Origin of the sequence: Commensalibacter papalotli (ex Servin-Garciduenas et al. 2014) (assembly GCF_000527695.1) — a bacterium.
Taxonomy (GTDB): domain Bacteria; phylum Pseudomonadota; class Alphaproteobacteria; order Acetobacterales; family Acetobacteraceae; genus Commensalibacter; species Commensalibacter papalotli.
The window spans coordinates 944905-966940 of record NZ_ATSX01000001.1; the positions used below are offsets into that span (position 1 = coordinate 944905).

Consider the following 22036-nt stretch of genomic DNA (forward strand, 5'->3'; position numbering starts at 1 on the left):
ATATGTCCCAATCAAAACTCTCTTTTTTAGATCGCAACCTGACGCTATGGATTTTTATTGCCATGGCGATCGGCATTACAATTGGAAATTTTATTCCACAAATTCCACAATTTTTAAACCAATCTAGCGTTCATAATGTCAATATTCCAATTGCTATCGGATTAATTTTAATGATATATCCACCGCTGGCTAAAATCAATTATGCAACTCTACCAAAAATATTTAAAGATAAACGAACACTAACTTTATCTTTAATTTTAAATTGGATTATTGCGCCGTGTTTAATGTTTGTGCTGGCATTTATATTTTTACGTTATAACTATGAATATATGACAGGATTAATCCTGATCGGGTTGGCCAGATGTATTGCGATGGTATTGGTTTGGAATGATTTAGCAAAAGGAGATAATCAATATGTAGCAGCCTTGGTTGCTTTTAATAGTATTTTCCAAATTCTATTTTTCAGCACATATGCATGGTTCTTTTTAACCTACCTTCCTCCATTTTTGGGAATTAAATCAGAAGTTATTTATATTGATTTTTGGTTAGTAACCCATTCTGTATTGATCTATCTAGGTATTCCCTTTTTATTAGGCTTTTTAACCAGAGTTATCTTCATCCATATAAAAGGTGCTAATTGGTATCAAGATCAATTCTTACCAAAAATCAGCCCTATTAGCCTGATTGCACTGTTATTAACAATTATTGCGATGTTTTCCCTTAAAGGCAACGATATCGTTCATTTACCTTTAGATGTCATTAAAATTGCTGTTCCTCTGATTATTTATTTTGTGCTGATGTTTATGATTAGCTTTTTTATCAGCAAATGGATGGGCAATACATATCCCATTACGACCTCAATTTCCTTTACCGCAGCAGGGAATAATTTTGAACTTGCTTTGGCTGTTGCAATTGCAACATTTGGGCTCAACTCACCCGTTGCATTTACAACCGTCATTGGCCCTTTGGTCGAAGTACCAGCTTTGATTTTATTAGTAAATGTTGCGTTAAGCTTTAACCGCAAATATTTTAAGAAAGAACAATCCGCATGATTCTTCCAAATATTCATATAGAACAAATTGAAAAACCTTCTTTTGACAAAGTGCAAGCTAAAAACTTAACCCATCCACCACGTTTTTTATTACTTTATGGGTCTAATCGTGAGAAATCTTATAGTCGATTGACAGTACAAGAAGCAGGCCGAATTCTAGAATATCTTGGTGGTGAGGTAAAAATATTTCATCCCAAAGGATTGCCTTTGCCCGAAAACGCCGAAAATACTCATCCAAAAGTCAAAGAACTTTATGAATTATTAGCATGGTCAGAGAGCATGGTATGGTGTTCTCCCGAACGCCATGGCTCAATGAGCTCTATTTTTAAAGCTCAAATTGATTGGATCCCATTAGCTGCGGGAGCTATTCGAAATACTCAAGGCAAGACCTTGGCATTAATGCAAGTTTGTGGTGGATCACAATCCTTTAATACCGTGAATCAAATGCGTATTTTGGGACGATGGATGAGGATGATTACTATTCCTAATCAATCCTCTGTTCCCAAAGCTTTTTTAGAATTTGATGAGCAAGACCGTATGAAACCATCTCCTTATTATAATCGTATCGTCGATGTGATGGAAGAACTCTACAAATTCACATTACTAACCAGAGGACAAAGTGATTATTTAACCAACCGCTATTCTGAACGCATCGAAAGTGCAGAAGAATTGTCAAAACGAGTTAATCAGAAAGAAATATAGCTCATCAACCTATCTTTTAAATGGAAAGGTTAATTTCTTCCATTTAAAATCAAAAACTCATCTTCTTCGGGCTTAACAACCCTGATGCTTGCATCCGCTCTCTTGACTCTTTCACACTATTAATCACTGCCAAGGCAGCCTCCAACGCATTTCGTCCAGCCACCGCATCGACAATCACAGGTGCGCCATCGAGGCAAGACGCAGCAAAGGCGGCGTGTTCTTGTTCTAAATTATCGTGATCTTTCCATTTAACTGCTTCGCGTCTGAACCCATTCGTGCCAGGCAGAGGCAAGCCTTTTTCTCGACCAATCATGACCAATTGTTTTTCCATAAAGTCCGCTGATAAATAGCCTTCTTCAGAGAAAATTCTCATTTTACGTTCAGTTTTTAAGGAAATCCGACTGGCCGCAATTGTGGCAACGCACCCATTGACAAAAGTCACCCTTGCATTTGCGATATCTTCGAATTCGGAAGTTACCGCAGCCCCCAATGCATCGACTTTATCTATCGGAGAATTTACAATTGCCATCACCAAATCCAAATCATGAATCATCAAATCCAAAACCACAGAAACATCTACTCCACGAGGCTTAAACGGTGCAATACGGGTTGTTTCAATATAAAGAGGACGTTTGATCCGTTCACTAATCGCTTTTTGTTCAGCGGAATAACGCAATAAATGTCCAACTTGTAAAACAATACCCGCCTTTTCAGAAAGCTCAATTAAGTGATCAGCCTGTTCTAGGGTGGAAGCAATGGGTTTTTCAATTAAAACATGTTTGCCTGCCTGAATAGCTTGAACTGCAAGTTTATAATGCTCCTCGGCAGGAGCCGCAATAATCAGAGCCTCGCATTGATCCAACAGCTTATCCAAAGGCATGTAAGGTGCACCACCTGCCTCTTTGCCTACTCGTTCAGCATTTTCAACAACAGGGTCATAAACACCAACCAACGCTTCACGTTGAGAGGCGGCCGTTTTTAATGCATGAAACCGTCCAAAATATCCTGCGCCAACAAGCCCTACTCGTAATATTGTTTTTTCTTTCATGCTGCACTCTTTTAGTTTAAAAATGTTTCTTTGTTGAAGTTAATAGCTATATGAAAATAATGATGACATACCTCAAGATGAATAAAAATATCTTTCTTTATTGTGTAAGTTTTTTTCTCTTTATTACAAACCTTGGTTATACGAAATCAGTTCAAGCAAAACCAAATTGCATTCATAGCGTTCTCTCTGATCTAGCTTCTTATCCAAACAATCTTATAAATATTTTGACTGCTAAAAAATATTTCATCATCGAAGCCAATATGGACAAAGTTATTGATTATAAATTATCAAAAATTTCTCTACAGCTCCAAAATGAAATCGATAAGCGGTCTATTCATAATATAGAAATCGCAAAAAAAAATAATGATTTAATTATTTTTTACAAAAACGCTCTAGATTCCACAAATATATTAAACATCATACAAATATTACCTAAAAATATACTTAATAATGCAGAGGTAAAAAATGAATTAATTGGTAACCAACTGCAAATGACTTTAACAATTCCCAAACAAAGCATTGAAAAAGAATTATATTTAAAGTCTAAATGGATTATTCAAGACGTTTTGATGATCAATAATATACACGCAATAATGTTGCCTATGGCGCTTAATAAATTCATAATTATACCAATAGAAGATAATAAAAATAATCTATCAAACCTTTTTCAAAATGTTGGAAATATAACATTCCATCTTGTTAATGAGAATTCTATTTCTCATAACACTTCCTCTATTGATACAATCATTCTACCTTTTTTATTTTCACAACACACCTCATTGCCAATCTATGAACAACAATTAATGAGCGGTCAGTCTATTATCAACGCAAACTCAAAATTCGACCCGTATTTAAAAAATTATTCCGTAAATATAAATTTTGATAATTCTAATAAAGAACAACTTTATAATATTACACGCCAAAATGTAGATAAAATTATAGCAACCGTTATGAACAATGAAATTATATTTGCATCACATATCAGAGCACCTATATACGGTGGAAGGGTAATGATTGAAGGGAATTTTTCACAACAGCAAGCTAATGCAATCGCTAATTTACTTTCTTTGAACTATATTCCAATCACTTTCAAAGTCACTGAAACTGAGAGGTTAACTATTTTTCAAAAATAAATTGTAAGCTCGTCTTATATTTTTATTAACTCGAAATTGATATTTATATATATTCTTGCATTTTTACTTAATACAACGAATAAAAGCCTGCTTTACAACAAGCTTTTTATCAAGAATTAAATCAACCGAATAAATCTCTTAACTTGCAAGAATAATCTCATCTTCTTGAGCAATCTCTAGATAAGGGCCACCAGCCAATATCTGCATTGAAATATACAATACTGAGTTATCTGATAAGTTCTTACTATTAATTGGTAAGAAGGCCTTTCCGTTTGTCCAACGCCCTAATTGTTCTTGTCTTGCATGCCAACCCAATAACTCCTCTTGCTCTTTATGAGCTTCTATGAACTCTAGTGCACTATCAGCATAAATTTTTATTTCATTAATCAATACACCCAGGAAATGACGGTTATCTATGAAAGGACCAATCACATCACAAAGGCGGTTTCTTCTTGAGTTAATCCAAACAAATTGAACTGTTGATGGAAGCATAAAAGTTACATAACCATTGAAAACGCGTTTTTGACGAATGATTACACCTTGATCAGTAACCAAATAAATATCTGGATCTTCTATTAGTTTGTAATTACGTCCTTGATACTCTGTTTTTACGATAGAGTTGCGTTCTTTGAGTTCATTATATAATGGTTCTACCACACCTCTATCAACAACAAGAGGTGCCGCAGCGTTCTTCGTCCAATCTTTTGCAGAGCATAAAGAAGTTTCTATTACTTTATGATGGTGATTAAAAGCATGACGATTACCTGTATCTAAATAACTCTCAGTAAGCATACCATCTGCAATAATTACAGAATGTTCCTCTAATTCAACGTGATAATATTCATACGAAGTTATAGAGTAATCATAAAAAATTGTTGATCCATTGACCAACATACGAACTGGTATGAATTTATCTTCAAAGAATAAACAATGTTCAGCGGTAATTAATAAATCTTTGTAAGGAACATTTTCAGCAATAGCCCCCTTTAATATACGTACAGGATACCCTGCCATATCATCAGGAAGATGTTTATTAACGCGACAATATTTTTGCCCAACCCACGTAACTACACGTTCAATATATTTCTTTTTAGCCCAATCATAAGTCGTTACTAAGTCACCCGATTGCAAAGCTTCAATATTTTTAACTCCTGTTTCTGTTTGAATTTCTGTTCCCGACAAGAAACAAACTGTTAGAACTAACCCTAATCCTCCATCACTTGGTGTCTGAATTGAATATCCTGTTTGCTTAATACCAACAATATTCAACGTAAGGGAAAAGCCTGTATCCATTGTAATGGTAATATGATCATTATCTGGGAATGTTACACCAGTTAATTTTCCAAATTCGATATCTTCATATTCTAATAAAATACTATCTGAATGATCTGCATCTGTTCCAGAGAATCCTTGAATTTGAGTGGTAACACTTGCATCATTCCCTTCCCAGTTAATTAATGGTGGTTCACCAATAATCGTTAATCCACCATTTGTATCACCTACTAGATTAATAACCCCACCATTAGATGTTGTTATCAACGCACTGCCACCTGGATTTAATGTAACCTCGCCTTTAATATTTGTACCCATAGATACATCTAACCAACCACCATTATTAATAGTAATATTGCCTAAATTTGAACCATCACCAGCATAAATAGCACCATTAGTCACAGTCGTATTATTTGCTGTCGCACCATCACCAACATTTTGATATCCACCACTAATAAATGTATTACTTGCAATACCTCCTGATAATATTGTTTGACTTGTTCGCCCTGTACCCTGCCCAGAACCAAGAATACTCGTATTATATACAATGGCACCAGAAGCAACTGTTTGGGAGCCACCACTAACAATATTTGTATAATCAACAGTAGCACCAAATAAAACAGATTGAACTGCTCCAAGTGAAACCGTTGTATAGCTAATATTAGCACCAGAACTTACAAACTGTTTACCCCCATTAATAAGAGTAGTATTCTCAACAATAGCACCAGATGAAATAAATTGACTACCTAAATTTCTTACAACAGTCCTATCCACAAAAGCACCGGATGATACTACCTGAGATCCAACCCATATAATGGTTCCATAAGCGCTTCCTCCACCTAAAACAAATTGTGAGGCACCGTCTCCTGAATAGGAAAAACTATTACCAGATGAAACAGAAAAATCTGCATCAAGAATTGTTCCACTCGCAACAGCACCAGATGAAATAACCTGTGTTATTCCATGCATTGTATTATTGTAAACTGCTCCACCTGATGAAATTATTTGACTTCCAGAACCACTAACAACTGCGCCACTCAAATAAACACCTGACATAATTACTTGAGAGGCATTCGTGTATAAATGCGTAATACCGCTGATTGCCCCACCATAAATAATTTGTGCGCCACTATTTACACTTGTGTCATAAACAGTTCCAGCTGAAACAATTTGAGATCCAATGTTAATATTAGTGTTAGAAACAATTCCTCCAGAAATATACTGATTGCCATTGTTTATTCTTGTATTAGTAACACTTCCACCTGAAATAGTTTGATAACCACTATTAATTTGTGTATCAACAACAATTGTGCTTTTAAGGTACCCATCAAGTTTTCCATTAGAAATAATTTGATATCCAGTATTAATACTAGTATTACTAACAACTCCAGCATGAATTATTTGAAATCCATTATCAATAAAATTATTAGTATAATTAGCTCCACCAGCTTCTTGAGATCCACTAATAAGTGTAGTATTACTAACTACTCCTGCTCCCCAATCTTTTTGCTTCCCATTACCAATTTTGGTATAAAGAACATTACCTCCCCAAATATCTTGCTCACCATTATCAATAGTAGTATTAGATACATATGCAAGACCACCAATCACTTGTATACCACTACCAATACTAGTATTTATAGCACTTCCTAGTATTCTTTGATATCCACTATTCATACTAGTGTTAGCTACGAAAGCGTCTGTTGCAGAAACAACTTGATATCCGTATCCATCATAAAAAAAATTTCCGTCAGCACTACCACCTGAAGAGATAACTTGAGATCCATTATAAAAACTTGTATTAATGGCTCTCCCTCCTGAAACGTACTGTGTTCCACTACTAATCGTTGTATCGCTAGCAATTTGTCCTTGATCAACATACTGATTACCTGTAATCACAGTAGCTCTGTTAAGATAAATGTTACCATTATCACTATTGGTGTTAATTATATTTCCAGAAGAAATTATCTTATCATTCACAGTTTTATTCCTTGACTTGTGTTTATTGCCATAAATCACAACGGCGAATATCGGCAACTCATAAAAAATATATACTGATAATTACATGAATACAGAAAAATATTTACCATCACTTAACAATTAATTTTCTAAAACAATTACTCAGAAAATAATTTGATACATATTATGGTTTTTTATCAAAAATAGTGTAAAATAGGCACGAATTTAATTATCTTATTTAATACTCTTCATTTTTGTTTTATATATCTTTAACTTTGATAAAGTTTTTGTTGTATATGCAAAACTTTATTCCACACCCTGCGTCACAACGACATCGTCGTTAAGCGTTCTCATCAACCATTTTAGTCCATGATGGTCTATAAATAAGGATTTAGTCGTTACTGCGATGATGTATTACAGCCGCAAGAAACTAGCCCTGGTTATTCTTACCTGTTTTATTGGGCTATTATTATGTTTACCGAATTTTATGTCCTCTCCCTCGCCCAAAATCCCTTGGCGCCAAGTGCATCTTGGATTGGATTTGCGAGGTGGATCTTATTTATTAATGCAGATTGATTTAAATACAATTACAAAAAATCGTCTGCAAACTCTCAGCGATAATATCCGCCAAACCCTGATTTCTAAAAATCTGGGTTATAAAGATATTCATATCTCTGATAAAACTCGTAGTGTAAACTTTACCCTACGCAGCCCTTCTGAAAAAGATGCCGTATTACAAGCTTTGCGCGCTATGCCCAAAGCTGTTGTTAATGAGTTTTCTGTTAATGACGGTGCTAATGATCAGATTTCATTAACGCTTTCAGAAACAGCCATGCAAAAGCGTGGTGCTGAAGCCATTGCACAATCTATCGAAATTATCAGAAAACGTATTGATGCCACGGGGGCCGTTGATCCATCCATTACACGTCAAGGTGAAGACCGTATTGTTGTGCAATTACCAGGCGTTGATGATCCTGAACGTATTAAGAAACTGCTGGGAACAACAGCAAAAATGACATTCCATCTATTGGATGAAAGTGCGACAAACCCAGATTTTCCTCCTCCTGGGGTTACTTTTATGCCAATGACGGAAGATCCTTCTAGAAAACTACCGATACGTGATCATGTAGAGGTCGATGGTTCAGAATTAACCAATGCCAGTGCTGGACTAAATCAAGAAAGTGGTGAATATGCTGTCAATTTTCAATTTGATACAGCTGGTGCCCAAGCATTTGCAAATGTAACCAGAGCAAACAAAGATAAACCTTTTGCTATTGTTTTAGATAATCAGGTTATTACTGCTCCAGTCATCAGAGGTATTATTCCTAATGGTAGAGGGGAAATTACAGGTGGCTTTACTGCACAAAAAGCAACAGATCTTGCGTTAATGTTACGCTCTGGTGCATTGCCTGCTCCTTTAAAAGTCGTTGAAGAACGTACGATTGGGGCTTCACTTGGTGAAGATGCTATTCGTGCAGGGGCTATCAGCTTAGTTGTTGGTTTCGCTTTTGTTATCGTCTTTATGTTAGTATTTTATGGTCGTTTTGGTTTTTATGCCGATGTTGCCCTATTTGCAAACTTGATATTAATGATGGCAATCTTATCCTTATTCGAAGCCACGCTGACTTTGCCTGGTATGGCAGGTATGTTATTAACGTTGGGTATGGCCGTGGATGCAAATATCTTGATTAATGAGCGTATCCGTGAAGAAGTTCGTAATGGACGTACCCCTTTAAATGCGCTTCAAACAGGATTTGATAGAGCCCTCAGCACTATTGTTGACAGTAACGTTACAGCATTTTTATCTCATGTCATGCTTTTTGTGTTTGGCACAGGACCAGTACGTGGGTTTGCCTTAACCATTACCATTGGTATTGTTACCACGATCTTTACGACTTTATGTTTATCTTGGATGTTGATTATCCGCTGGTATGCGGTTACTCGTCCCAAAGAGCTACCAATTTGAAAGAAAGAACATGCTAGGCCGTCCTTTATTACATTTAGTTCCTCATGGCACTAAAATTCACTTTATGCGTGGACGCTTTATTGGGCTGATTACTTCTGCAGTTCTGTCTATTGCGTCTCTTATCTTATTTTTCCACCCAGGGTTAAATCTGGGGTTGGATTTCCGTGGCGGGGTGGTTGTCGAAGCCCAGACCCAAGGTCCTGCTGATTTTTCTAAAATTAGAATGGAGCTTAATCAAGCTCATATTTCAACGGCTGGATTACAACAATTTGGTGCAAAAAATAATGTGTTAATTCGTTTGGATGCTCCCAAAGAAAATAATGCCGAAGCAACCCAAACACTGATTAACCAAGTTAAACAGGCTGTTACTTCAGCGCAAGATGGTACGAAAATTGTCAGAGCAGACGCAGTTGGTGCCTCTGTGTCTTCCGAATTGTTTTATCATGGTTTGCTAGCTCTTGGATTTAGTTTGCTGATGATCATGATTTATATTTGGTTTAGATTTGAGTGGGAGTTCGCGGTCAGTGCAATTATCACATTGCTTCTTGATTTAACCAAAGCAATCGGTTTCCTAGTCATTACTCGCTTTGAGTTTGATTTGGTTATGGTTGCTGCACTTTTAACTATTTTAGGCTATTCAACGAATGATAAAGTGGTTGTTTATGACCGTGTAAGAGAGAATTTACGCAAATATCATTCCATGCCAATTCGTGAACTTATAGATATGTCGATTAATGAAACACTAAGCAGAACCCTTGCTACTTCTGCAACTGTTTTTCTAGCTGCATTGCCTTTGGCACTATTTGGAGGCGCATCCTTATCAGGTTTTGCTTGGGTTATGTTATTTGGTATTGTCGTTGGGACATCTTCTTCGATCTTTATTGCGGCACCTTTATTACTCTTTATGGAAGAAGGAAGCCTTAAAAGAAAAGCAAAAAAGGCTTCTTAAAACTTTGATAAATTAACTCTATAAAAAAAGGTAGTTCATTATTTGAACTACCTTTTTTTGTTATCAATGATCCTGTTTATCAGAGGATATAAAAGCAATTATCTGTTTCATCAAATATTGAGCTTGCTCTAGATTAGCAGAATTGGAATGCGTTAGTGCTTTTACAACAGATAATTTAGCTTGTTGATCTAACTGAGCCAAAGCCAGAAATTGCTCTTTGGTAATTGAGGAATTTTGTAAATAGCCAACACACATACCATGAACAAATAAATAATTTAACGCAACAGAGTGCGGTGTTGGCTTATCATAAGATTTGCTATTCTGATCGATTTGACACCCTAATAGTGGGGTAACCAAAATAGCTAGGACAAACAAACATTTTATTTTTTTCATTCACTGTAATCTTTGTGTATTGGTTATACATCCTTTATCTTTAGCTATTATTTTTATTTTGCGCAACCAGAGCATCTCTGATTTCACTTAATAAAACTTCTTCTTTTGATGGTTTTTCAGGTGTTTTCTCTTCTTTTTTCTTGGTGCTTACATATAGCTTATTTAAACCTCTAACAAACCAAAAAACTGCAAAACCAACAATTACAAATTGAATAACGGCATTTAAAAATACACCTACATTGATCGTTACAGCCCCAATCTTTTGTGCTTCAGCCAAGGTTTGAACGTGTTGGCCTTTAAGTGTTATAAATAAATTACTAAAATCTATTCCACCAATAATTAATCCGATTACTGGGTTTAAAATATCTTTAACCAAGCTATTAACAATAGCCGTAAAGGCTGCACCAATAATGATACCAACAGCCAAATCAATAACGTTTCCACGCATGATAAAAGCCTGAAAATCAGCTAGCCATTTAGGTGTTTTACTTTTTACTTCTGTTTGATTTTCACTCAATTTATAGTCCCTTTCTAATACTGATGAAACAAAATCGTTTTAATATTATAATCATATATATTCATTACCTGTATAATAAAAAAGAGCAGAAATTAAAAAAGATTACATAGAATGGATTGATTTCAATTTATAAACAGATTATAAGGAAAAACTGTTTCTCCGTCTGTTGCGGAGGTTTATTTATAGTCTGTTAAGAGAAAATCATGAAAGCCGATATTCACCCAGAGTATCACGAAATTACTGTTGTCATGACAGATGGTACTGAATTTAAAACTCGCTCTTGCTATGGTAAAAGCGGGGACACCTTACGTCTTGATGTAGACCCAAAGTCTCATCCAGCTTGGACTGGTGTGCAACGTATCAATGATTCTCGTGGTCAAGTTGCCAAATTTAATAAACGTTTTGCTGGTATTGGTCAAAAAAAAGGTTAATTCCTTTTTCTTTGATTTCTATTGTCAAAATAGATTATCTAGAGTTAAGAGAAGGTTTTAACTTTTCTTAACTCTAGATTTATTTTCTTTTGCACATATAATGATTATGTAAAATAAGGTCTGTATCATATTTTATATAATCATTAACGCTTACGCCTCTATATCATTCATAGGATTAATATGACTTTACCTCTTATGCCAAAGGCAACCGCAGTATGGTTAATTGAAAAAACTGCATTAACCTTTACTCAAATTGCAGATTTCTGTGGAATGCATCCTCTAGAAGTACAAGCTATTGCTGATGGTGAAGTTGCACAAAGTATCATTGGTTATGATCCTGTATCTAATGGTCAGCTAACGCAAGATGAAATTACACGTTGTGAAGCTGATACTTCTCGTAAACTTCGTTTGTCTTCTTCCAGAATGCAAATTGTAAGACGTTCAAAAGGGGCACGATATACCCCTATTTCTAAAAGAAATGATCGTCCTGATGCTATTGCATTCTTACTTCGTAATTATCCACAATTATTGGATCAACAAATTGCTAAACTATTAGGGACAACCAAAGATACGATTGCCAAAGTTAGAGATAAACAACATTGGAACTCTTCTAATATTAAACCTCGCGATCCAGTTATCTTGGGCCTTTGTAGTCAAATGGATTTAAATACTGCTGTCGCAGAAGGTAATGAACGCTTTGCCAAAGAAGGCATTCAAGCTCCTGCTCCCGTACAAGATTTAGAAGACGCATTTACACCACCTCATTCTTCTAGCTCTCAAGAGCCAGAATATGATGTTAATCAGATTTTTGCTGGATATGCTGATAAATCTGATACTTCAGAAGAAGAATAATCAGCGATGTCTTTACCCAAAGAATCCTTCCCTCTTGTTGGAATTATTATGGGCAGCCAATCTGATTGGGATGTCATGAGCCATACGGTTAATTTCCTTGTCGAGCTTAATATCCCTCATGAGGTTAAAATCGTTTCTGCGCATCGGACTCCAGATCGGTTAAGAGAATATTCTGTATCCGCGGCCACTCGCGGTATCAAAGTTATTATTGCTGGGGCTGGCGGTGCCGCACATTTACCTGGAATGACCGCAGCCTGGACGCATTTGCCTGTTTTGGGTGTCCCTATGCAAACCCATGCGTTAAATGGTAAAGACAGTTTACTTTCTATTGTGCAAATGCCCGCTGGAATCCCAGTAGGAACTTTGGCAATTGGCAAAGCTGGTGCTATTAACGCGGCTATTTTAGCAACCTCAATTTTATCTTTATCAGACATCGAAATTGAACAACGCCTGATGCAATGGCGTAATCAACAAACCGAATCAGTTGGTTTAGAACCTGTATAATCCCTTCATATTATTTTAAAAGAGGTCTTTAATGCTTTCTTCTAATTCTACCATTGGTATAGTTGGCGGGGGGCAATTGGGACGCATGTCAGCTGTTGCCGCGTCTCGCCTTGGGTTTCAAACGCATATTTTATCCGATATTCCAAATGCTCCAGCCAGTCAAGTTGCGTCAAAAACAACGATTGGAGCTTACGATGACCCAAAAACACTGGAAATTTTTGCCAATGCAGTTGATGTCATTACATTCGAGTTCGAAAATATAAGTGCGCAAGGCATTGATCTATTATCCTCCATTCGTCCTGTTCATCCTTCTGGAAATATCTTACGGATCAGCCAAGATCGAATTTTGGAAAAATCTTTTTTAAATCAACATAATATTCCTACCACTCGATGGATCAAAATAGAACAACCTGCCGATGGTGAGTGTGCTGCTTTAAATTTAGGATACCCTTATATTCTAAAGACCACTCGCTTGGGCTATGATGGCAAAGGGCAGGCTGTCATTCACAACTTAGAAGATTTTATAACCGCATTTGCTCATTTAAAGCCTCATCCTTTAATTGCTGAAAAAATGGTTGATTTTAGTTGTGAGGTCAGCGTGATGGTCGCTCGTAACATTCATGGTGTTGTACAGACATTTGACGTTACCGAAAACCGGCATAAAAATGGTATTCTCGACATCAGTCTTGCCCCTGCTCGCATTCTGCCCGAGCTTCAAAAACAAGCTCAAGAACTAGCCATGCATATAGCGAGGTCTCTCGATTTAATTGGAATTATGGGTGTAGAATTATTTATTGATTGTAACAATAAAGTATTGGTTAATGAAATTGCCCCAAGGCCTCATAATTCTGGGCACTGGACCATGAATGCTTGTCCTATTGATCAATTCGAGATGCATATTCGAGCTGTCACAGGGTTACCTTTGCCACCCGCAATCAGGCATTCTGATGCTGTGATGAAAAATTTGATTGGCCCAGAAGATATGGCGTTATGGCCTCAAATTTTGGCTACACCAGAATTGATTGGGCATTTATATGGCAAGGACATTGCCAAAAAGGGTCGTAAAATGGGCCATGTTAACGTTATCTTCCCTTATAACAGCTTGCCTGGTGATTTCGGTATTCAAGCTATTTTAAACGGCTTATATTCGAAGGAATAACAAGGTTATTTTCTGCAAAAGAAAAAAAACAACCATTCCCAATAATTAAATGGTCAACGACTTGCACATTGATAACCTTTAACGCATACGTGACCATTTCAGTTAATTTTTCATCTGAACCAGAGGGAGCTGCGACCCCACTGGGATGATTATGCACCAAAATTAACGAGTGAGCATTGCATTTTAATGCACTTCTCGTCACTTCACGAATATATAAAGAAGTAGCATTAACCGTTCCATTTCCTTGCAACGTTTCTTGGATGATTTGACCTTCTTCATCCAAAAAGTAAATTAAAAAATCCTCGGTTTGTTTACGCGACAAATGAGCAATTAAATAATCTGTCAAAAAAATTTTATTTTCTAATATGTTACAATTATATATTCTTGCTTTTAACAACCGCAAAGAGATTTCATAACATAGTTTAATATTTGCCGAATCTTTCTCTGATAAATTCAACCCTTTTTGGAGTTCATCTTTACTTGCCGTTAAAATTGCAGGAAAAGAACCAAAACGTGACAAGGTAAGACTCTGCCAATCTGTTATATTTTTATTAAGATTGATCCATTGAGATAAATATTCCAGTAATTTTTTATCAGAAAGCACATGTTTTTCTTTTGATTTTATTCTATGTTCAATTTTAATATAAAATGATTCGTTTTTTTGTTCACACATTTTATCCAAATGATTCTTTTTTGAAATTACCTGTTCTTATCCTTAACATAAAAGAATAATGACAGTATACTTATAAATAATTCTGGGAGCTATAACTCATTGACACAAGATAAAAATAAAAATTTGGCCAATCAACAATGGGGCGGGCGTTTCGCAGAGGGGCCTTCTGCTATTATGGAGCAAATTAATGCTTCTGTTGATTTTGATAAAAGGCTCTGGCACCAAGATATAAAAGGGTCTTTGGCACATTCTGAAATGCTTGCTAAAATGGGTATTATTTCACAGCAAGATAAAATGACTATTCACGAAGGCCTTGCACGCATTAAAACTGAAATTGAAAATGATCAGTTTCAATTTAGCCGTGCCCTCGAAGATATTCATATGAATATTGAAGCTCGCCTTGCTGATAATATAGGTGAAGCTGGTAAAAGATTACATACTGGACGCTCTAGAAATGATCAGGTTGCAACCGATTTTCGCCTCTGGGTTCGTGATAATATTGATGCAATGATTCTGTCTACTGAACATCTCATGTTGACTTTGGCACAACGTGCTGAGGAATATGCTGATACGGCAATGCCAGGTTTTACGCATCTTCAATCCGCACAACCTGTTACATTCGGCCATCATCTACTAGCTTATGTTGAAATGTTATCCAGAGATAAAGGACGTTTAATTGATGCACGCAACCGTCTAAATGAAAGTCCATTAGGCGCTGCGGCATTGGCTGGTACCTCCTTCCCTATTGACCGTCAAATGACAGCTAAACTATTGGAGTTTGATCGCCCGATGGCAAATTCATTGGATGCTGTTTCTGATCGTGATTTTGCTTTGGAATATTTATCTGCTTTATCCATTATGGCCATGCATTTATCCCGAATGGCCGAAGAAATCGTTATTTGGTGCTCTTCTCCATTCTCATTTATCAAATTGTCTGATGCCTATACCACTGGCTCTTCGATTATGCCACAAAAGCGTAATCCTGATGCAGCCGAATTAGTTCGTGCGAAAATAGGTCGTGTTTCTGGCGCGTTAATTGGGTTATTAACCGTCATGAAAGGGCTACCTTTGGCCTATGCCAAAGATATGCAAGAGGACAAAGAGCAAGTATTTGCAGCTACTGATACGATGATGTTATGCCTTGCTGCATGTTCGGGAATGATTGGGGATTTACAAGCCAACAAAGAGAATATGCGTCGTTGGGCTGGATCTGGATTTTCTACGGCAACAGACCTTGCTGATTGGCTTGTGCAAAAACTACAAATGCCTTTTCGTACAGCGCATCATGTTACAGGTCAAATTGTAAGCCTCGCTGAACAAAAAAACCTTACTTTAGATCAAGTATCCATAGAGGATATGCAAAAAATCGAACCTAAAATTACGCAAGATATCTTCTCCGTGCTCAGCGTCGAAGCTTCTTTGGCTTCTCGTGTCAGTGAGGGAGGCACCGCGCCAAGCAATGTCATCACTCAAGCACAAAAATGGATAAAAATATTACAGGATTAACCATGAAAAAATATATTTCTTTTTGCTTGTTAGTTAGCTGTTTAACAATGGCAACTTTACAACTCTCTGGTTGCGGACGGAAAGGCTCTCCTAAACCACCTGGACCAGCAGATAAAATAACTTATCCTCGTGGATATCCCCCTGCAGATTGATTTTCAAAAAGCTTGTCTTTATTAATAAAGGCAAGCTTTTATTTTTGAATCAAAGAACCAGCTATTCCACCTGATTTGCCATCAAACGCTGCCACTTGTATTCCAACAATCGTCCATTTTCCATCTGTATTTTTAGTAAATAAAGGCGCACCGCTACTGCCATATGTTGCTTGGCACGTATGGAATAATTTAGAAGGTTTGTCAGGGTAATAAACACGTTCAGATATTTCGCAATTTTTATCAGCATATAAAACCTCCTGACGATCTTGCTCATAACCACCCAACCAAAGAGGGGTCTTTTCTACAGGCAAGTCTTTAGCAAGAGGAACGAGTTTTGAAGCTGGCAAAATATCTTTGGATAGTAATAAATAAACACGATCTGAGACAATATCATCCAAAGGCTTATTTAAGATTAAATTATCGACCCTATTCATCATTAAATCGCGATATGCTTCAAAAGATAAAATACGACTAACAGATGCAGCAATTTTATATTTTTGACGTTGGTACCCTAATAAAAAATGAATCGATTGAGGTGCAAAAAACTGTTTCGTTTTTTTTATCCACAAACAATGTGCAGCCGTCACAACAATTCGAGGAGAAATCAAAAATCCAGTACATTTTTTACCTGCATTCGTTTGCACTTTTCCGATAATTTGCCAAGGCTCCTCTGAAACATCAACGGTTTGTCGATGCTCGTCTTCTTTATTTAACCCAGGTAATTTGGGAATTTGCACATCTTGGGCAATTACTTTGTTGCTGTTTAAAATGATCATACTAGTGATAGCACAAATAAAAACATAAATTGTAAACAGATTTATTGATAATCTCATGAAATCTTCCCAAAAAATATTATGAAGCTTCTAGTTCTTGTTTGCACGTACAGTGAAGAAAAGATACACTACACGCTTATATATATTCAACTGCTTTAATAATGTTTAAGTTTTTAGAAAAAGGCTTTCTAACTATATGACTTCGTTTTTTCAATCCTTGCCTGCAACGATAGAAGCGCTTTTGCAAACTCATCCAGATTTAACCCTTGATAAAGACCAGGGGTTACTTTTTGGACAAGCTTCTTTACAATCAATTGCAACCGAATATGGCAGTCCCACATGGGTTATTAATGCTGATATTTTAAAAGCACGTTACAACAAGCTGGACCAAGCATTTAAAGCAGAACAACTGGATGTCTCTATTCATTATGCCATGAAAGCCAATGGGCATATAGCGATTCTAGATCTGCTAGCCAAAGAAGGTGCTGGGGCTGATATCGTCAGTGGTGGTGAGCTATTAAGAGCGTTAAAAGCGGGCATCTCCCCTGCCAAAATTTGCTTTTCTGGTGTCGGAAAAACTGAAGATGAATTACGTTTAGCCATTGAGACACAAATTGCACAAATCAACGTAGAAAGCCGTGAAGAATTACATTTATTATCAAAGATTGCTCAATCAATTGGTAAAAATGCAGCCATTTGTTTACGAATTAATCCTGATGTAGATGCCAAGACCCATCATAAAATCACAACAGGACTAGCAGAAAATAAATTTGGTATTGCTTATAAACAAGCGATTGCGGTTTATAAAGAAGCCTATGAGTTGCCAAATATTACACCTTTAGGATTTGATGTGCATATCGGCAGTCAAATTTCATCAACGGATCCTTATCGTCAAGCCTTTATTAAAATGGTTGCTTTGATTAAAGAAGCACGCAATCAAGGATTGGAGGTTTCCACACTGGATTGCGGGGGTGGTTTTGGAATCTCTTATCATGATGAAAAAGAAGCTCGTCCCGATGCAATTGCAACATTGATGAAAGAAGTCCTAGGTCCTTTGAATTTAAAACTTGGAATTGAACCTGGTCGCTGGCTTATTGGCCCATCTGGCGTGTTAATCAGTAAAGTTGTTATGCATAAGAGCAATGGTCCTGATGCAGCACCTTTTATTATTATTGATGCGGCAATGAATGATTTAGTTCGCCCTGCAATGTATGATTCTTGGCATGGAATTTTGCCAATTTCCCCAGAAATCTATCAACGTCCTTGTCAATCGTTAAATATTGATGGTCCTGTTTGCGAATCAAGCGATATTTTTGCGAGAGATCGCTTATTACCGAATTTATTACCTGGAGATTACATTGCTATCTTGGATGCTGGTGCTTATGGCAGCGTCATGAGCTCTACTTATAATGCACGCCCTTTGGCCGCACAAATTATGGTTTCTGGTAATCAATCTGCTGTTATTCAACCTCGTCAATCTATCGAAGATTTATGGAAAGATGAAATAATACCTTCTTGGTATCCTAAAAACTCTTAACAAGCTTTGTAAATTAATGAATATTCCCCAAGAACATAAAGCACAGATTAAAAAAGCTATTTTTCTTACCAAACTCAATGTTTGGATAGAGAAATATTGGCCTATTTTTTTATTATTTCTCTCTTTATGGGGGATATATCTTTGTTTAGGGTTGCTGGGTATTCCTCAGCGTCTACCCGATATTTTACGTATACTTATCCTTGCTATTATGTGCATTGGCAGTATTGGACTAGTAATTTACCAAATTAAACGTTTTCCTTTTACTTCTTTCAAAGAAAACTTAAACCGTATTGAACAAATTAATAAATTACCAAATCAACCTTTACAAACGCTTTACGATACTCCTGTGCAAACGGAAAATAGAGCTGTTTGGAATATTCATATACAAAGAATTTTTAAAAACTTTCCTGATTTAAAAGTTGGTGCACCTAAAATCTTTAAAGGGCATTACCATATAAATCGCATTGCAATTGTTACGATTTGTATTTTTGCAGCACTTTTCGTATCAAACAAGCATATTGCTTCATCTCGCTTATTATCCGCGATGCGACCAGGGTATGATGATGCCTCAATGCCATTGCCTAATTTTCAAGCTTGGGTGATTCCACCTTCTTATAGTAATGCTGCCCCCATATATATTAAATCTAGAACTGAGACGATTGCGACTGATCCCAAAGCACGGTTACATATAGCCCTTACAGATCTAAAACAACGCCCTGAACTTATTTACTCTGAAAAGAAAAATGTAATAAGCAACATTTCAATTCAACAGCCTGAGGCTAATCAATGGCAAATTGAGGCAACAATTGAAAATCCTGGAACTATCAATATACAAGCTCGTGGCAGAGAAGTTGCTTCTTGGAATATAAACTTACCTGATAACTTGCCTCCCAAAGTCACATGGACAGGCCCTATTGAAAAAAGCAACTATGACTGGAAAACTGCTTTTCCTTTTGAAGCTTCACAACATTATGGTATCCAGTCCTTTCGCTTAGTTGTAACGGTGCCTCAAAATAAGGAGCACCCCAAAGAAAAAATTCTCTCTTTAACGCAACCTTTAGGCGATCATCCAAAAAAAATTACACAAATTTTACATCAAGATTTATCTAACAATATTTGGGCTGGCAGCCAAGCACAAGCAATCATCAGTGCGACCGATGTCACAGGACAAAATACCACCAGCAAAGTGGTTACTTTTACCTTACCTAGAAGAACCTTTTCCTCTCCTGTGGCACAAAAACTAGATCAAATTCGACAAGCCTATGGAACAGATAAGCTCTCTAAAGAAAATACCCTCAATGAGCTTATTCAACTACAAAACATCCCTAATGCGTTTCAAGATTATGATCTCTTTTTAAATTATATCAGCATTATTTATTTCCTTGATAATGCCAATAAAAATACCCCACAAGTCAAAACAGAAACGCTATCTCGTCTTTGGGATCTTATGATTGATACCCAGGAAAGAAAAAGTAGTAACTCTGAAATTGCTAAAGCCAATATAGAGCTGCGCGCAGCACAGGCAAGCGTACAAGAACAACTTGATAAAATGCAACGTCTTGGCAAAGATAAAATTACTAATCAAGATCGACAAGAGCTTAATAAAAGACTAGAGCGCTTGCAAAATGCAGTCGCACAAAAAATGATGGCGCTTGCAAAACAAAATGCCAAAGATAATCCTCAAGATGGTAATAGCAAAGAGTTGCAATATACCAGCACGCGTTCCTTCGAAGATATGTTCAAAGATATGTCCAAAACCATGGAAAATGGCAATATGGACAAAGCTATGCAACAATTGGAATATACCAATCAAGTTTTAAATACGATGCGAGGTGCTACTCCTAAAGATATTAAAAAGCTGGAAGATCATCTTAAATCCCAAAAAGAAATGGAAAAACTGACCAAGGATATTGAAAAGTTAATTAAAGAACAGCAAGATTTATTAAATCAGACTTATGCCAGACTTAATCAGTCTGTCCCTCTTCTTTTGCGTCCTAGTCAAGATTTAAATAAGCTTTCTACTTCTGACCTTATCAAACAAATAACACCGCACAAAGACGAAGAGAAATCTGAACCCGCCCTGGCCTCTGTTGAACAAACAGCACAGTCTCAACAGGGATTAATTGAAAGTTTGACCAAACTTCAAACTCAAATGCACGCAATCACAAAACAGCCTATCCAAAATCTGGATTTGGCAAAAATAAATATGCAAGATGCGCAGCAAGCTTTAGAAAATAAAGATGATAGCAAAGCTGCTGCAGCTCAACAAAAAGCGTTGATTAATTTGCAAAAAGGGAAAGATTCAGCCAAAAAAACTATGCAACAAGAAGCACAGCGTTTTTCTAATTTTTTCCCAGTTTTTACAGCAAAAAATCCTCAAGAAGATCCCTCAGCAGACAACAAAGCTGACGTTGATAAAAAGAAAGATCCATTAGGAAGGTCTCCAAATGAAAATAATAGTCAAATTGAATTGTCTGGGAATGCATCTACTGCTCGAAAAATAGAAGAAGAACTTCGTAAACGTGCTGATGACCCCAATCGTTCAGGAAAAGATCTTGATTATATCTATCGCTTATTAAATATGTTTTAATGCTGGCAATAATGTTGAATGATGATCACAGAGAATATCAAATGAAAAAAAACTGGCAGTTTTTTATACTGCTTCCCTTGATCTCTTGTGCTGGATTGGTTTCTATTCCTGCTCATGCCGAAAATAAAGTAATTCAAATAACACAACGTCAACAACTTAAAATAAAACAACTTTTTGATCAATTACATACTCAAGGCGTTATTATTATTGATAGCAATAATAAAATTACAGCTTATGGAAATTCTTTAACACGTGCGCAAACCTATTATATCCCCGCCTCTACTTTTAAAATATTAAATGCGTTAATAGGCTTGGAAAATAACAAAGCAACTCCTAAAACTATTTTTAAATGGGATGGCAAGAAACACTTTTTGTCTTCTTGGGACAAAGATATGACCCTTGGAGAAGCTATGCGATTATCAGCTGTTCCTGTTTATCAAGAGTTGGCTCGCCGTACGGGTTTATCCCTGATGCAAAAAGAAGTTAAGCGTGTCCACTTTGGGAATGAAAATATAGGTCATCAGGTTGATAAATTTTGGTTATCAGGACCTTTAAAAGTAACACCCGTTCAAGAAGCACAATTTGTCTATAAACTTGCACATCAACAATTACCATTTAAGAAACAAGTCCAAGATGAAGTTCGTAACATGCTTTTTATTGACGTGATCAATGGTAATAAAATATATGCAAAAAGTGGTTTGGGTATAAATAAAACACCACAAGTGGGTTGGTTAACAGGATGGGTTGAAAAAACTAATGGAGAGAAAATTGCTTTTTCTTTGAACCTTGAAATGAAGCCAGAGTTCCCTCCATCTTTACGTCGTGATTTGATTAATAAATCCCTTAAAATTCTTGAGATTTTATAGTCA

At 36.4% G+C, this 22036-nt stretch carries 20 protein-coding genes; 14 read left to right on the forward strand and 6 right to left on the reverse strand.

Annotation, left to right across the window (positions count from 1 at the left end; genetic code table 11):
* Positions 1 to 2: 2 nt before the first annotated feature.
* Both arsB and arsH read left to right on the forward strand, forming a co-directional pair.
* On the forward strand, positions 3 to 1052 hold the full coding sequence (gene arsB, locus COMX_RS04295) for an ACR3 family arsenite efflux transporter (RefSeq protein WP_034337406.1): 1050 nt from the start codon (positions 3 to 5) through the stop codon (positions 1050 to 1052).
* Complete coding sequence (gene arsH / locus COMX_RS04300) at positions 1049 to 1753, forward strand: arsenical resistance protein ArsH (RefSeq protein WP_034337409.1); 705 nt, start codon at positions 1049 to 1051, stop codon at positions 1751 to 1753. Before arsB ends, arsH begins: the two co-directional genes overlap by 4 nt.
* Positions 1754 to 1802: 49 nt before the next feature.
* On the opposite strand, the gene COMX_RS04305 is transcribed toward arsH, so the two are convergent.
* Entirely contained in the window at positions 1803 to 2801 is a 999-nt protein-coding gene (locus COMX_RS04305; protein WP_034337412.1) for a Gfo/Idh/MocA family protein, read from the reverse strand.
* Positions 2802 to 2878: 77 nt separating this feature from the next.
* Between COMX_RS04305 and COMX_RS04310 the strand changes: the two genes are divergently transcribed.
* Positions 2879 to 3934 (forward strand): SecDF P1 head subdomain-containing protein, encoded by a 1056-nt coding sequence (locus tag COMX_RS04310; RefSeq protein WP_152534152.1) that lies wholly within the window; start codon positions 2879 to 2881, stop codon positions 3932 to 3934.
* Positions 3935 to 4072: 138 nt separating this feature from the next.
* Here the strand turns inward: COMX_RS04310 and COMX_RS04315 are convergent, their stop codons facing one another.
* A complete protein-coding gene (locus COMX_RS04315; RefSeq protein ID WP_051461860.1) occupies positions 4073 to 7186 on the reverse strand; it encodes a Hint domain-containing protein in 3114 nt (1037 codons plus the stop codon).
* Positions 7187 to 7571: 385 nt separating this feature from the next.
* Here COMX_RS04315 and secD point away from each other — a divergent pair, with 385 nt between their 5' ends.
* Together secD and secF are read left to right on the forward strand one after the other, a co-directional pair.
* Positions 7572 to 9131 (forward strand): protein translocase subunit SecD, encoded by a 1560-nt coding sequence (secD, locus tag COMX_RS04320; protein ID WP_084051506.1) that lies wholly within the window; start codon positions 7572 to 7574, stop codon positions 9129 to 9131.
* Positions 9132 to 9141: 10 nt separating this feature from the next.
* A complete protein-coding gene (gene secF / locus COMX_RS04325; protein ID WP_034337420.1) occupies positions 9142 to 10080 on the forward strand; it encodes a protein translocase subunit SecF in 939 nt (312 codons plus the stop codon).
* A 63-nt stretch (positions 10081 to 10143) separates the two neighbouring features.
* Here the strand turns inward: secF and COMX_RS04330 are convergent, their stop codons facing one another.
* Positions 10144 to 10473: a hypothetical protein gene (locus COMX_RS04330; RefSeq protein ID WP_034337422.1), complete on the reverse strand. Its 330-nt coding sequence runs from the start codon at positions 10471 to 10473 to the stop codon at positions 10144 to 10146.
* Between the two features lie 40 nt (positions 10474 to 10513).
* Positions 10514 to 10921 carry a large-conductance mechanosensitive channel protein MscL gene (gene mscL, locus COMX_RS04335; RefSeq protein ID WP_051461976.1) on the reverse strand — a complete coding sequence of 136 codons (408 nt, stop codon included), beginning with the start codon at positions 10919 to 10921 and terminating at the stop codon, positions 10514 to 10516.
* Between the two features lie 272 nt (positions 10922 to 11193).
* On the opposite strand from mscL, the gene rpmE reads away from it, so the two are divergent.
* From rpmE to COMX_RS04355, 4 genes are all read left to right on the forward strand, one after another.
* Positions 11194 to 11421, forward strand: coding sequence for a 50S ribosomal protein L31 (gene rpmE, locus COMX_RS04340; RefSeq protein WP_034337426.1), 228 nt, complete (start codon positions 11194 to 11196; stop codon positions 11419 to 11421).
* 180 nt (positions 11422 to 11601) lie between these two features.
* Positions 11602 to 12273, forward strand: coding sequence for a DUF1013 domain-containing protein (locus tag COMX_RS04345; protein WP_034337430.1), 672 nt, complete (start codon positions 11602 to 11604; stop codon positions 12271 to 12273).
* A gap of 6 nt (positions 12274 to 12279) precedes the next feature.
* Positions 12280 to 12777 (forward strand): 5-(carboxyamino)imidazole ribonucleotide mutase, encoded by a 498-nt coding sequence (purE, locus tag COMX_RS04350; protein WP_034337433.1) that lies wholly within the window; start codon positions 12280 to 12282, stop codon positions 12775 to 12777.
* A 31-nt stretch (positions 12778 to 12808) separates the two neighbouring features.
* A complete protein-coding gene (locus COMX_RS04355; protein WP_034337435.1) occupies positions 12809 to 13936 on the forward strand; it encodes a 5-(carboxyamino)imidazole ribonucleotide synthase in 1128 nt (375 codons plus the stop codon).
* Here COMX_RS04355 and COMX_RS04360 read toward each other — a convergent pair.
* Positions 13905 to 14540: a JAB domain-containing protein gene (locus tag COMX_RS04360; protein WP_161631844.1), complete on the reverse strand. Its 636-nt coding sequence runs from the start codon at positions 14538 to 14540 to the stop codon at positions 13905 to 13907. The two genes, COMX_RS04355 and COMX_RS04360, sit on opposite strands and share 32 nt — an antisense overlap.
* Positions 14541 to 14708: 168 nt before the next feature.
* Here COMX_RS04360 and argH point away from each other — a divergent pair, with 168 nt between their 5' ends.
* A complete protein-coding gene (gene argH / locus COMX_RS04365; protein WP_034337437.1) occupies positions 14709 to 16115 on the forward strand; it encodes an argininosuccinate lyase in 1407 nt (468 codons plus the stop codon).
* A 2-nt stretch (positions 16116 to 16117) separates the two neighbouring features.
* A complete protein-coding gene (locus tag COMX_RS11190) occupies positions 16118 to 16267 on the forward strand; it encodes a hypothetical protein (protein WP_200867603.1) in 150 nt (49 codons plus the stop codon).
* A 38-nt stretch (positions 16268 to 16305) separates the two neighbouring features.
* Here COMX_RS11190 and COMX_RS04370 read toward each other — a convergent pair whose 3' ends face one another.
* Positions 16306 to 17100 (reverse strand): trypsin-like serine peptidase, encoded by a 795-nt coding sequence (locus tag COMX_RS04370; protein WP_034337439.1) that lies wholly within the window; start codon positions 17098 to 17100, stop codon positions 16306 to 16308.
* Between the two features lie 136 nt (positions 17101 to 17236).
* Here COMX_RS04370 and lysA point away from each other — a divergent pair, with 136 nt between their 5' ends.
* From lysA to blaOXA, 3 genes are read left to right on the forward strand one after another with little or no spacing between them, the layout of a single operon-like run.
* Complete coding sequence (gene lysA / locus COMX_RS04375; protein ID WP_034337442.1) at positions 17237 to 18577, forward strand: diaminopimelate decarboxylase; 1341 nt, start codon at positions 17237 to 17239, stop codon at positions 18575 to 18577.
* A 16-nt stretch (positions 18578 to 18593) separates the two neighbouring features.
* Positions 18594 to 21167, forward strand: a complete 2574-nt coding sequence (locus tag COMX_RS04380; protein WP_034337445.1) for a DUF4175 family protein — start codon at positions 18594 to 18596, stop codon at positions 21165 to 21167.
* A 41-nt stretch (positions 21168 to 21208) separates the two neighbouring features.
* The gene (blaOXA, locus tag COMX_RS04385; protein WP_034338922.1) at positions 21209 to 22033 is read left to right on the forward strand and encodes a class D beta-lactamase; all 825 of its coding nucleotides are present in this window, start codon (positions 21209 to 21211) and stop codon (positions 22031 to 22033) included.
* Positions 22034 to 22036: the final 3 nt, after the last annotated feature.